The sequence below is a fragment of the Alteromonas sp. a30 genome (genome assembly GCF_026788005.1).
Classification (GTDB): Bacteria; Pseudomonadota; Gammaproteobacteria; order Enterobacterales; family Alteromonadaceae; genus Paraneptunicella.
The window spans coordinates 23,754-37,257 of the sequence record NZ_JABEPE010000003.1; the positions used below are offsets into that span (position 1 = coordinate 23,754).

12 protein-coding genes and 1 pseudogene are annotated in these 13,504 nt (G+C 43.5%); 9 read left to right on the forward strand and 4 right to left on the reverse strand.

What is annotated here, in order from left to right; genetic code table 11:
* Positions 1 to 5 precede the first annotated feature (5 nt).
* Positions 6 to 1,739, reverse strand: coding sequence for a ShlB/FhaC/HecB family hemolysin secretion/activation protein (locus HJG39_RS04070; protein ID WP_268407116.1), 1,734 nt, complete (start codon positions 1,737 to 1,739; stop codon positions 6 to 8).
* A gap of 250 nt (positions 1,740 to 1,989) precedes the next feature.
* On the opposite strand from HJG39_RS04070, the pseudogene HJG39_RS04075 reads away from it, so the two are divergent.
* The 9 genes and pseudogenes from HJG39_RS04075 to HJG39_RS04115 form a co-directional block, all read left to right on the forward strand.
* A pseudogene (locus tag HJG39_RS04075) lies at positions 1,990 to 2,097 on the forward strand (IS5/IS1182 family transposase); the annotation flags it as partial.
* Between the two features lie 638 nt (positions 2,098 to 2,735).
* Positions 2,736 to 3,071, forward strand: coding sequence for a hypothetical protein (locus tag HJG39_RS04080; protein ID WP_268407117.1), 336 nt, complete (start codon positions 2,736 to 2,738; stop codon positions 3,069 to 3,071).
* A gap of 127 nt (positions 3,072 to 3,198) precedes the next feature.
* The gene (locus tag HJG39_RS04085; RefSeq protein ID WP_268407120.1) at positions 3,199 to 3,732 is read left to right on the forward strand and encodes a hypothetical protein; all 534 of its coding nucleotides are present in this window, start codon (positions 3,199 to 3,201) and stop codon (positions 3,730 to 3,732) included.
* Positions 3,708 to 4,001: a hypothetical protein gene (locus tag HJG39_RS04090; RefSeq protein WP_268407122.1), complete on the forward strand. Its 294-nt coding sequence runs from the start codon at positions 3,708 to 3,710 to the stop codon at positions 3,999 to 4,001. The genes HJG39_RS04085 and HJG39_RS04090 overlap by 25 nt, the downstream gene beginning before the upstream one ends.
* Positions 4,002 to 4,008: 7 nt before the next feature.
* Entirely contained in the window at positions 4,009 to 4,263 is a 255-nt protein-coding gene (locus HJG39_RS04095; RefSeq protein ID WP_268407123.1) for a hypothetical protein, read from the forward strand.
* A 15-nt stretch (positions 4,264 to 4,278) separates the two neighbouring features.
* Positions 4,279 to 5,433 (forward strand): phospholipase D family protein, encoded by a 1,155-nt coding sequence (locus HJG39_RS04100; RefSeq protein ID WP_268407125.1) that lies wholly within the window; start codon positions 4,279 to 4,281, stop codon positions 5,431 to 5,433.
* Positions 5,434 to 5,674: 241 nt separating this feature from the next.
* Positions 5,675 to 6,958 (forward strand): AAA family ATPase, encoded by a 1,284-nt coding sequence (locus HJG39_RS04105; protein ID WP_268407127.1) that lies wholly within the window; start codon positions 5,675 to 5,677, stop codon positions 6,956 to 6,958.
* 2 nt (positions 6,959 to 6,960) lie between these two features.
* Complete coding sequence (locus tag HJG39_RS04110) at positions 6,961 to 7,617, forward strand: RloB family protein (RefSeq protein WP_268407130.1); 657 nt, start codon at positions 6,961 to 6,963, stop codon at positions 7,615 to 7,617.
* Between the two features lie 86 nt (positions 7,618 to 7,703).
* Positions 7,704 to 8,357 carry a hypothetical protein gene (locus HJG39_RS04115; RefSeq protein WP_268407132.1) on the forward strand — a complete coding sequence of 218 codons (654 nt, stop codon included), beginning with the start codon at positions 7,704 to 7,706 and terminating at the stop codon, positions 8,355 to 8,357.
* 47 nt (positions 8,358 to 8,404) lie between these two features.
* On the opposite strand, the gene HJG39_RS04120 is transcribed toward HJG39_RS04115, so the two are convergent.
* The 3 genes from HJG39_RS04120 to HJG39_RS04130 form a co-directional block, all read right to left on the reverse strand.
* Entirely contained in the window at positions 8,405 to 8,980 is a 576-nt protein-coding gene (locus tag HJG39_RS04120) for a glutathione S-transferase family protein (RefSeq protein WP_268407135.1), read from the reverse strand.
* A 136-nt stretch (positions 8,981 to 9,116) separates the two neighbouring features.
* A complete protein-coding gene (locus HJG39_RS04125; RefSeq protein ID WP_268407136.1) occupies positions 9,117 to 12,266 on the reverse strand; it encodes an efflux RND transporter permease subunit in 3,150 nt (1,049 codons plus the stop codon).
* On the reverse strand, positions 12,263 to 13,405 hold the full coding sequence (locus HJG39_RS04130; RefSeq protein ID WP_268407137.1) for an efflux RND transporter periplasmic adaptor subunit: 1,143 nt from the start codon (positions 13,403 to 13,405) through the stop codon (positions 12,263 to 12,265). Before HJG39_RS04130 ends, HJG39_RS04125 begins: the two co-directional genes overlap by 4 nt.
* Between the last annotated feature and the right edge of the window lie 99 nt (positions 13,406 to 13,504).

A 13,504-nucleotide genomic window follows, 5' to 3' on the forward strand; every position in this document is an offset into this window, starting at 1 on the left:
TTCCTTTAAAAACCGAGTCGAAGTGAAAAGTCAATTTCTTGTTCTTGCGCGCCTAAATAATCAGGAGAATGCAGTGCTCGCGCATAAGAAAAATTAAATGAGAGTGTTTGGTAGTAGAGTTGCAAGCCGATAATGGCCCCTGCCACCCAATCCGAATGTTGCCTTGCTGCAAAATTAGGCGCATTGCTTGCCCCAAGGTCCAAGCCCAAATGCACTTGTGCGTTCATGCCCAACGGCAGTTGCCACGGCAAGCCAGTGTGGAAGTCGGTACGTAAATAGCCGCCTCTAAAGCCTGCCAATCCGCCTTGAGAAAACCCTCTAACGGAATAGCGCCCACCAACATTTACTCCTTCGGAGATAAGTATTTCTTGCGGTGCGTATAACAAATGCAGGCTGTTTCGCATTTGAATGGGATGAGTCAGCAGCGAAAATGTTGAGGTAAAGCCCACATCGGCAATATATTTGGTGAATTGAAAGTCATCCTCAGCGACCGCCAGCTCTCGCTTTGCATCCCACCAAGGCACACTTTTATTAACATGAAAGGTGGCATCTAACGAGCCAGCTGGATAATGGTGAATATAGGTTGCCGCTGCATCCCACACGTAAAGCGTTCTAGAGGACGTTTCCAGAAATACATCCTCAATATAATTGCGGCTTTCTTTGCGGGTAAATGCCAACGACACTTGCAGCTTTTCCGCTTGGTCGCGATACCAAATATGATTGGCAGAAAGCGTAGAATTAAATGAAGTGCCGTGGGTTAAAAAGTTAACTTCCGTACCGATAACCGATTGCTCATACTCGAAGTAACTGTTACTCAAAGCAAACTGCCAGTACCCCAACGGCATACTCGCCACCAAGGAATAACTTCTGGATTTGGAAATAGGCAGCTCGTGCTCGCCCACATTCGACGACACCGTAGCAATTAAACTATCATTCACACCAAACAGATTTTCGTAAATTAAGTTCGCATCGGCTTGGTATTCACCGGTAGACGCCACGCCCGTGTTATTAATACCCATTGAACCGCGCCAATTCGCCTGCATTTGATTTTGAATACCAACAATAGTGCCGCCTTGTTGCTCACCCGGTTGCATGGCTAATGTCGCCTTGTTTTGCCCCAAGCTGTTTAGGTTTTCCAAGCCTTGCTCTAAGTCGCGAATATTTAATTTTTCCGTGGGTGAAACCGGAAAGGCAAGATGAAGCTGGGTTTCAGAAAGCGAGTTTTCTTGTGATGCAAAAGCTTCAATAACGCCCTCAAGTATCACAAGATCCAACGTACCATCGGATAAGTCTTGCTCAACAATATAAGCACGACTGGTCACGTAACCGTTATCCAAATACAGGTTGGAAATCTCAGCTACCGCATTATTGATGTGAGTAAGTGTTAAGCAGCGATTGGTGTATTTGTGGGTAATTGAACGAATTTGCTCGGGAGAGAAGATCACCACACCTTCAACATGAATGCGGGTAATATCGAAACAACGCTCATCGCCTTGCGGCGTTGTTTGCTGAGTCTGCTGGCTGAAATTGTCTTGTAAGAAAACATCCGAACGTTGCATTAACGGCGAAAGTTCGCTTTGAATGCGATCATTGCCTTCTTTTATCAAACGCTCGTGGTTTTGAGAAATTTGACTCGGAACAACAGTAGTTGTGTTTTCTTGCGCAAACGCAAAAAAGGAAACCGTAAAAAAAGAAAGGCAAGCAGCCACACAGGATGCAAATAAATATTTAAAATTCATTACGTTAACTAACATTCCGTATTAAAACTGCTCCGAGCGTTACTCATCCCTATCCTGGAATAGCAACGAATTGAACAAATAATATGACCAGACAAAACCAAAAAGGAAGGCGATTTTACATATATTTGGGCAATTTAAAAGATTATTTTTTACTCAACTTGGATTATTTTTTGTCGCTTTGTTGAACAAATGATTTGAACTTTTCCTTCTCTCAATGATCAGATCACCAAATCATTATTGCTCCCTCCTCATGCCTAAACCTAAATACCGAACTAAAAACTGGAAACAGTACAACCAACATCTTATTAATAGAGGTTCCATCACATTTTGGATTGACGAATCTGCGATAGCAGAATGGAATTGTTCAGCTCATCATGGTGGTTGTGGAGGAAGCTTCGTTAATGGCGACACCGCCATTGGAAAAAGCAAACCAATTATCATCAACGCTTATTGAATGAAACGGCTATGTTCAGATTCAAAACACACTTTGGAGATGAGCTGAGCTTTAAGGAATGACAACACTCAAATTACTGAGGCAATAGCAACCACCGGAGCGATAAACAATCTTACTAGAATAGTTATGCCTGCAACCTATAAAGTGGCCGAGATTTAAGCAATATTACGAATATTTTCCAAAGGATTAAGTCGTTCAACAAAACGCTAATACCTCGGCCCCCAAAATTGCCAACTTTTCGAAGTTTATAACCGATTAAATCGAAAGGATTCCGTTTTGAATTAATTCCACAAAATCATGATGGTAAATTTTTTAAAATTTTATTTACCGCATTTAAATTTAAGAATTTCGCCATGACTTTATAAATTCACCAATAAAATTAAATATTTATCATAATTAAGCAAAACTTCTTGCTTTAAATCCAGATTTTTTTGGATGGAAATTTACCCTCACCACGATGTAGCCTACGTACTTACTTACCTTATGGTATGTTAGCAAACCGGAAAAAACCGGATATTTGATTAACCTTATGAGTTGAAATTATGAAAAATAAATATACAATCCTTGCGCTATGTGCGGCGTTTTTTTTAACCGCGTCGGCGGCAATGGCAGGAACACAGGCCAGCACCACGGGCAATGGCGGAGGCACCCGCCCAGTGCCGGACCCAAACCTTGCTTCGGGTACGGTTGGTTTGGGTACAATTAACCCCTTTGGTAATGGCGGTGGCGCTCTTCCCGTGCCGGACCCAAACAGCAAGTTCGACGGCATTATTGCCAATGGCAATGGCAACGGCACACTTCCAGTGCCAGACCCGAATATCAGTAGCACCAGCACGTATTCATTATGGTGCGTGTTAGGGTTATGTACACAACCCTAGCAAATAGCGTAAACAAATAGCGCTCGGTGTAAATAAACGGCGTTAGTAAACGGCCTTGGCACATACCAAGGCCAGCACAGCAAAGTGAGTATTACAGGGCCAGAGCAAACTAGAGTAAAGCAGAGCAATGAGCGTAGAATATTTTCACCAAGTTAATAAAGTATTGTTAGAAATAGGCAGTTATTTGCCGTATTTATACACCGTATTGTTTTTATTAAGTGCGGCAACCAGTAAAAAACTGAACTCGGCTTCCATTATTGTGGTGTTTTTAGCGCTGGCCGAATTTGTAATGTACCCGATTAACGAACCACTTTTAGCCTACTTTAATGAGGTGGGGCTAACCTATACTTTTCGGCTTTGCGCTTGGGTGGTGTTTTGGGTAACCGTTGCGTATTTACAAATTTACTTACTGCAAAAATTGCATATATGGCTGAATGTGTCGAAGGGGCGCCACCTTGAAGTGGTGCAATATGGCATTAGCGGCATTATTGCCTTGTTCTTAATTGTGTTAGTCAATCAGCTTTTCTTTAAAGTAGAAGCGTTAGAATTGCTTTATCGTTTGGGCGTGCCTTTTATTAATTTTGCGATTGCCGGTTACTTGTTATACGCCGTGCTGAAAAACGTGGAGGTGAAAAAGTGGAAACCGCAATCATCGCTTTAACGCTTGGCCTTGTAGGCTACCAACTTTATTGCTCGCTGCGCGTGGCAAAACAAGCATTTGAATATGTGCCCAGCGACGCCGAATTAAGCCTTTACGAAAAGCTGGTAAACGAAGGAATTTACCTTTCGGAACAGCTTATGAACTCAGGCTCTAAACACTTTATGGAAATCATCAAGGCCAATAACAAAATAAACGAATGGGACGCCAAAGTGCAGCGCTTAACTCGCTTTGCAGTGGTTAATTCTTCTCACGATCCAAACCTAGGGTAGCCATTACATGTACTTCACCTTTTACATTCCCGAAATATTGGTGTTAGTTGTATCGGCCTTGCTTGTTATGCTGATGCTTCGTTCGAGTATCCTGCAAGTAAAAAACGCCTTCACCGCCAAACTCACCAACAAACACTTTATAGCCCAGCGCCTTATTTTTAAACGCCGCACCATGTACGACCCCAAAACTCAATCGGTTTGGGGAAATAACCACATCGAATGGCTGGAAGAAGCCAGAAGCTACCAAAAAATGCGGGATTAACGAGGAGGCCACTTTTTGAATACATTAAAAGAAGTCAGCTTATTTCTACATTCACCAAATTCAACAACAGAACTAAATAAAACCTACAAAACAGCATTTGCAGAAGCCGTTGAACTCTATGTTTTATCCGCTTACCTAACACACTGGGATTCAAGCTTACCCAAACTACCAAAGTGCGAGAATGTCAAAATTATCGTTGGTAAGGATTTTGGATTAACGCGCATACAGGCATGCAAAAATGTAACCAAATGGCTTCCGCCTCAATTTAAGTTTTCCTTTCTTGTTGCTGACGGCATACAAGGCTTTCACCCTAAAGCTATTTTTTGGAAAAACACCAGCGGACATTGCTACGCATTAATTGGTTCGTCAAATTTAAGCCATGCCGCCTTCAATAAAAATGTTGAGGCAAATATTGTTTCTAACATTACTTTGGCGCAATTTAATGATGCAAAACAATGGGTAAATGAGATTGCTAAGCTTTGTGTTCCTGTTACCCCGAATTGGCTGAACTGCTATAAAGAAGCCAGCATTTCCACAAGCCGCGTTGAGTCGAACCAAGTGACGCAAAGGGTATCCTCTGTTGAATTACCAAATCCGTTAAATGCCGCAGCGCTAGTTAAAAAACGAAGAGCGCAACTGGCAAAACACAACAAGGTTAAGCCTGAGTTTCATTCACTTTTTGAACAGTGCGCAAGTGCAGAAGTCACCTCGTTAGCATTTTATGAAAGATTACCTAAATATTGGTACTTGGAAGATTTTCAAGGCTCACGGCTTCAAGGTAAAGGCTGGGAAAGAAAAGGCAAAACCGCCAATTTTCGTGAGTTATCCAAAAGCTTTGTTTCCATAGTCAACGCCAGTGACGAAAATAGAGATAGCGTTGTTGTTAATGAGCTAGATAAGCTAGAAGCAAGTAACAATAGCGCAAGAAAAGCCTTTTTTAGTGAAATGCTATGCCTAGCCTTTCCAGAACAATACCTCGTTCTAAACAGCCCATTGAAATCATTTCTTAAAGCCATCGGTTTCGCATACCCAAAAGGCGCAAGCCAAGGTGCGAAGTATTTGTTAGTCACTCAAACCTTACGCGCGTCACTTCAACAAAACCCCAAAAGCCAAGCCAAGAACTTAGCGGAGTTAGATATTCTGCTTTGGCAGGCGTATGGCAATAAATAACAGGCGGTGTTATTGGTAACATTGTTGCCTATTCAGAAAATTGAGGTTAAGGAAAACCTCTTCTTGCCGAAAACCTTCGCTTCACACTCTCAAAACACTTTCGTCTTAAGTAAAAAACCACCACAAACCCGTTTAACTTTTCCTTTTTGGTTAAAAATGCCAAAAAAGCAAAACTAAACTTAACACAACAAGATTTTGTAGTGTAAACTCAACGGCAAGTATTACCTAAGGATGTTTAAAAATGTTGATTGAATTTATCGTAAAGAATTTTCGCTCAATCAAGGAAGAACAAATTTTTAGTATGGTTAAAGCGTCAAAAATTAAAGATGACGAGCTAGAAGCGAGCAATACGTTTAAAACAAATGATCAGAACAACACCGAGCTATTAGCCAGCGCCGTTATTTACGGTGCAAATGCCTCCGGTAAGTCTAATTTTGTTAATGCACTAAGGTGTATGAACACGATTGTTAAGCATTCATCTACCAGCTTACAAGAGGGTGACTCCTTACCCGTTGAACCTTTCTTGTTTGATGAATCCACGTCTGAAGCGCCTAGCGAATTCGAAGCAGTTTTTATTTATGACGACATCAAATACCAATATGGCTTTTCCGCGACGCAAGCACGAGTGCACGATGAGTGGTTAATTGCTTTTCCAAAGCAACGTCCGCAAAAGTGGTTTTCTCGTGTTTTTGATGAAGAAACCCAAGAGTACGATTATAAGTTCAGTGACAATTTGTTAGGCAACAAGCAGATTTGGCATAATGCCACCCGCGATAATGCGTTGTTTTTGTCTACCGCGGTGCAACTTAATAGCGAACAGTTAAAGCCGGTATTTAATTGGTTCCGACATGTTTTACAACCCGTTATCAATTTTGATAATTGGGGCCCTCGTTATACTGGCCCCTTTTGCTTAGATGATGGCTTTAAACGCCGCGTTATCGACCTTTTACAAGCTGCCGACTTGAATATTCACGACCTTGCCATTGAATCTAAAAAGTTTGATTCAAGCCTTCTTCCTGATGAGTTACCTCAAGAAATTAAAGAGAAAATTCACCAAGAAATGAAGGATGAAGAAATTTTAGATATTCGCACGGTACACAAAACCCAATCAGGTAAACTTGTCACTCTCGACTTAGAAGAAGAGTCGGACGGTACACAAAAGCTATTTTCCATTGCAGGCCCGTTATTAGATGTTCTGGAAAAAGGCTATATCCTTGTCATTGATGAGCTGCACAACAGTTTTCACCCGAAAATGGTTGAAGGCATTATTCGACTTTTCCACAACAAAGAAGTGAATAAGCACAACGCACAGCTTATTTTCTCTACGCATGAAACGTCTGTGCTCAACCAACATGTGTTTAGACGCGACCAGATTTGGTTTTGCGAAAAAGAAAAATTCGGCGAAACCAGTATTTACCCGCTTACCGATTTTAGCCCACGTAAAGCGGACAGGGAAAACCTTGAAGCAGGATACCTTTCCGGCAAATATGGGGCAGTTCCCTTTATTACTAGCTTAGGGGGCTAACGATGGGAACAGACAATTTACACCATAAGCGCAAAGCAAGGACAGCTAACAAACAAAAAAGAAGGGACGCCCAAAGATCGCCTTATGATCGTGTTTTAATTGTTTGTGAGGGTGAAAAAACCGAACCTAACTACTTTAAAGAGCTAATTCGCTGTTACGGCATTAATAGTGCCAACGTTGAAGTTGCGGATTCCAGAGGCTCTAGCCCGAAAAATGTGCTTGAAAGTGCAGAAAAGCTAGCAAAAAGAGCCAGCAAAGAGGGTAATCCATACGACCGCATTTATTGTGTTTTCGATAAAGATAGCCATGCATCCTATAGTGCCACCGTAGAAAAACTAACCAACAAACAGCATTTTTACGCTTGCACTTCTGTGCCTTGCTTTGAGTATTGGTTGCTGTTGCATTTCGAATACACAACAACGCCCTATCATGCATCTGGAAACAGGAGTATTTGTACTCAGGTAATTAAAAAATTGAAGTCGCATATTCCAAATTATGAAAAGGGCAACAAAAAGATATTTGATGACCTAGAAACCAAGCTAGGTACAGCAATTGAAAACGCCAAAAAAGCCTTAAGTGCCGCTAACGATATTGGCGAAGATAACCCTACAACACATGCTCATGAATTAGTGGAATACTTGATAAACCTGAAAAAATAGCCTTCGCTTACTTTCATCCATTCTGGCCCCATACTTGCTATTATCACTCACACAAGTAGTCAACACGATGTATCAGGAGTGGTGTTGTGATAGTAACGCAAGCGGATTATCAGCGCTGGCAGCAGATGTACAGCAAAGACGCGCAGGAAGATAGTTTACTCAGTGCAGGACAGGAAACGGGCAATGGTGCGGCATTTTCACAAGTGAATGCCGATGTACAGGGGCAATCTGTTGCCGCTAGCAGTGCAGGTGAGCAAACTGGAAATCGTACCGAAGACGAACATGGACACTCGCAAAGTGGTGAACACTGCGAACATTGTGCGGATCACGACCACTCAAATTCACAGAGTTCGAAAGATTCTGAAGAAAGTTTTATTACGACAGCATACGAGAAGCTATTAGCGAATCGTTTAGGTTTGGATCAGGAAAAGCTAGAAGAGCTGAAAGAAGAAATTGAGCAAACGGAGCAAGCCATTGAAGGCTTAAAGAAGCAAGAGCCGCTCACTGAGGCGCAACAAACCACGCTAAGCGCATTAAAAGACAAATTGAAGAAGCTGACCGAAGAACTGGAGGAGTTGATTCGCCAAAGCAGTGAAAGAGCTTCTGAGCATGAAGCATCTGAAAATGCAACACAACAATCGGTGGAAAACACAACGGCGAATAACCCAACTATTTTTGCCCACGAACTGCTGAACTTCTTAAATAAACTCCATAATAAAACTGAAAAAGTGAGCACCTGAATGTTAAGCATCAGCCCTCAGGTGCTCATCGCTATTTAAACGCTGATTTAGTCTTCGTGCTGTGTCGCCACAACATCTTCACGGCCTTTGAAACGCGCGTGGAACGCCATGAGGTTTTCGTATACCGAGAAATCGTGGAACTTGCGGAACATTAGCCAATCCATCATGCAGAACAAACAAATTGAAGGGTAATGCCATTCATCAAACGCTCCTGTTTTCGCTTGTTCATCAAGGAAAGGAAGCACTGTATCTAAACGTGCTTGTTGCATATTGAAGTACAAGCGATCGGACTTAACGTCGAAATCTGATTTAGTTAATAAGAATAACTGAACAAAAGTGTCGTTCGCGGAATCGATTGTCGTTAACAAATTTTCTTGATCCCATGAACATTTAGGTAAGCCTAACTTTTCAGCAATGTAGCGATATATGACTTTTGAGTCATAAATGTAGTTATCACCATCCTGCAACATAGGGATTTTAAGTGTTGGGTTAACTTTTCGTAATTCGGCTTTATCTTCTGGATTGAAGATGTTGATCTTATTGAAAGTGAAGTCTGTGTCTGCCAATAGTAAACGTGTGCGGCGCACAAAGGGTGAAGTCGTCGAGCCGTATAAGGTAAACATGAGCTTTTCCCATATTGATGATTAAGTAAGAAGAAACCCGTTAGTACACCATCACTTCGCTCACGGGCTGCTGTTATCTTTGTGTGAAAATAGGGGGTGGAAAACACGTTTAAGCGTTGCTTACACCCCAACTGACTTAACGTTCAGCGGCGGATAATTTACCACTCATATCGTTAGCTGAAAACTGCTTTCTTGCTTGTCGCCATCTGTCGAAACGTACTTTTAGCGCTAACATACATGGTGTTAGTACTAAGGTTAATACGGTAGCAAACGCTAAGCCACCAGCAACGGCTGTGGCAAGTTGCGTCCACCATTGAGTAGAAGGCGCACCAAATTCCACGGTGCGTTGCATAATGTCGATATTGACTCTGAATACCATGGGCAATAAACCGAGAATGGTGGTAACAGAGGTCATCAATACCGGACGAATACGCTGCGCGCCGGTGCGTAAAATCGCTTCTATTGATTCATAACCCTCTTTTCGCAGTTGATTGTAGGTGTCGATAAGCACGATGTTGTTGTTAACCACAATCCCCGCCAATGCAATCACCCCAATTCCCGACATTACAATGCCAAAGGGTTGCTGCATCAAAATCAATCCAAGGAAAACGCCAACGGTTGAAAACAGCACGGCGCTTAATACCAACATCGCTTGGTAGAAGCTATTGAATTGGGTTACCAAAATAATCGCCATCACAAACAAGGCCACAAGGAAGGCGTTCATTAAGAAGCCTTCGCTTTCTTGTTGTTGCTCGTTTTGACCACGAATGTTGATGTTAACGCGCGGGTCAATACCCAATGTTGGCAACATAGCTTGCAGCTCAGGTAATGCTTTATCCAGTTGATTGCCCGGTACCATATTCGCTTCCACACGAATAACGCGGCGGCTATCCACATGACGGATAACATCGGTTTTATGATCGGGTTTTCGCTCGACGAAGTTACCAATAGGCACTAAACCATCTGCGGTTTTCACTCGAAGTTCGTCAAGCTTGCCAATGTATCTGTCTTGTTCGGGGAAACGCACACGAATGTCGAGTTCATCGTCTACATCATCGGGGCGATATTCCCCCACTTTTAAGCCATCAGTCACGAATTGGACGGTGTTGCCAACGAGCGTTGCATCTGCGCCAAAGCGTGCGGCATCGCTACGGTCAACCACTAGGCGCCATTCAATTCCCGGCTTAGGCGCGGTATCGCTTATCGACATGAGCTTGTCGTTGTTTTCCATAGCAAGGCGAATTTTCCCCGCCGCTTCGCTCACGAGTTCAGGAAAGCGAGACGACAGTTCGATTTGTAAGTCTTTCCCTTGTTGCGGACCGTTTTGGTCAGCGGCAATTTCGATATCTAACCCCGGCAAGGAGCCTAAACGCGATTCCACTTCTGCCATTATCGCATCCGAATGCCCACGATATTGCCAGTCAACAAGGTTGAGACGAATGTAGCCAACTTGGTCTGATCCGCCTGTGCGCGCATACATGGTTTCAATTTCTGGCATGTCGACTAAACGGCGCTCCACATCCCGCACGATGTCATCTTGTTCGTAAATCGACATATCACTGTAGGAACGAATAGTGATGTTGACGCTTGGCGAATCCACATGCGGAAACAACTCGACGCCTAAGCCCGACATGCCAAAGGCTATAATGGAACCGATAGCAATAAAAAAAGCAGCCATTAGCACTTTAAGCGGGTGGCGAATGGCTTTATCGAGGAAGCGCAAATAACTGCCAACAATCCCACTGAGTTTTTTCAGATCGCCCGATTCCGCAAGGTCGACTTGTTCTTTCTCTTTAGGCGATAAATAACGCGGCTTACCTAACACTGTTCCCAACGTTGGAACAAATATCAGCGCCATGACTAACGATGCCGATAAGGTAGCAATGAGTGTGAATGGCAGGAACTTCATGAACTCCCCCATCATTCCCGGCCAAAACATTAAGGGGGCAAATGCCGCTAACGTAGTGGCAGTAGATGTGGTAATTGGCATGAACATTTGTTTCGCCGCTTTAATGTAAGCTTCATGTTTATCTGCGCCTTCGCTCATTAAGCGGTCGGCGTATTCAGTGACTACGATGGCGCCGTCCACCAGCATTCCTACGGCCATGATAAGCGAGAATAGAACGACGTTATTTAGGGTATAGCCAAACAACGATAAGATAAGAATACCGGTTAAAAATGAACCGGGAATAGAGATACCGACTAAGGTGGCAGTGCGTAATCCCAGAATCGCAACAATGACGATAGTCACTAGCAAAATGGCGGTAATTACATTGTTTTGTAGGTCGGTCAACATCATTTCAACGTCTTCTGTGCGATCACCTACATAAGTGACCATAACGGCATTTGGCCACATGGGCGAAGCTCGTTCGTCCTCAATGATTTGTTTGACTTTGTTAACGGTATCGATAATGTTTTCGCCGGGGCGCTTTTTCACTTCTAACGACACCGAAGCCTCTTGGTTCATACGCGCAAAGCTACTGGCATCTTTGTATGCCCTTCGCACGGTTGCCACATCTTGAAAGGTGATAACGCGGTCGCCTTCAGCTTTCACTGGCTGCTCCATGATGTCTTGAATACTTTCAAAAATGGAGGGCACTTTTACCGCAAAACTGCCTTTGTCGTTGTTCATTGTTCCCGCAGGCACTAAACGGTTGTTGCGCGATAACAAGTTGAAAATGTCGTTTTGATCTAAACCGTAGCTTTCCATAAGAAGTGGGTCGACAACAATTTCCACCATGTCTTCTCTGTCACCGCCAATATCCACTTCTAGAATTTCTTTTAAGCCTTCAAGGTCGCTTTGCAAGTCGCGCGCAAGGGTGATGAGTGCTCGTTGGCTAACGGGGCCATGAAACACCACAGTAATCACCGGCTGCTCTCCTGCCATGGTCACTTCATGAATAGTCGGCTCTTCGGTTTCGTCAGGTAATTCTGCGCGGGCAACGGTGACTTTGTCGCGCACATCTGCCAAGGCCTCTTTTGGGTCGGCGCCGGCTAGAAATTCTAGAGTGATATTGGCGTGACCTTCCCCAGCCGTAGCGCGCATTTCTTTCACGCCTTCGATGCTACGTAGCTCGTTTTCCATTGGCTTAACCAGCATGCGCTCAGCATCTTCTGGCGAAATGCCATCGTGAACAATCGACACATAGATGAACGGAATGGTGATGTCTGGGTCCGATTCTTTAGGAATGTTCAAGTAGGTTACGGTGCCAGATAGCAACAGTAGCAACAGAATCATTAATACCGTGCGTGTGCGCCCGATAATGGAAGCTAAAATGCCGTTCATTCTGCCTCCCCAGCACTGACATTGCCGACCTTTTCACTCGCGCCAATTTCACTACCAATTTTTAAGTCTTTCACCACTTCAACAGGGTCGCCATCGCGCACAAAACCCTGTCCTAATGTAATAACTTCGGCTTGCTCACCTAGCCCGGTTAACCAAACGCCAGAGCTATCACTTTTCACCATGTCAATGGGCACAAATTTCACATGACCATTTTCGACCGTTTTTACACCCAAATTGCCTTTTTCATCGAGTGCCATTACTGCTGGCGTGACTTTCATGGCCAATTCTGTACGAATAGGAATAACTAATTCGGTGCTCATACCAGCGCGTAATGTGCTATCTGGGTTGGGAACTGCCACTTCCACTTTAAAAGTATTGGTGCCCATTTGGGAAAGGCTGGAAATGTAGCGCACGTAACCGTCTAGTGAGCGACCAGAAACCAATCGCCCCTTCGCTTTGAGGTCGACGGAAAGCTCTTGTACAAAACGTTCGGTTACATCGGCTTTAATGACTAGCGGATCTAAATCAACAATGGTGGCGATTTGATCGCCTTCACGCAAATAATCACCGACTTCAATGAATTGTACGTTCATGACACCATCAAATGGTGCGCGAATAACGGTATTAGCAAGGTCCAGTTCTAACGCTTTTTTACGTGCTTTGGCATCGGCAACACTGGCAGCGGCTTGGGCTTGAACGACCTCTGATTGATAGCCTTGCTTACCCAGTTTTTTGGCGCCTTTTAATTCAATTAATGCCTGTTGAAGAGAGGCGTTAACGGAGGCTAAACGTTGTCTTAAATCATTTTCATCAAGACGAACTAATGCTTGTCCTTTAGTTACAGTTTGTCCTTCCGGCACTAAAATTTCTAACACTTGACCTCGGACTTCTGCGCTTAAGGTTGCGACTCGATCTGGCTCAGTGCGTCCATAAATACGAACTTCTTGGTCGACCTGTTCGGCATACAGCATGGTGGTACGCACTTTTTGCACTTCCGTAACATGCTCCATATTTTTTTTCTCATTTTGTGGCGTGTTTTCACTTGATAGGCCACTCATGACCCAAACCACTAAAACAATAAAAATAAGCAAGGCTAACCAATGCGGCTCTTTTCGAAATTTATTAATGACCTTAGACATACTGTTCCCTAAACCTATAGCAATGTACTGGAGTTATATTGCTCTGAAACAGAGGGTATATTCCAGTACTTAAAAAAGCAGGCTTAGTTTACGTGTTTT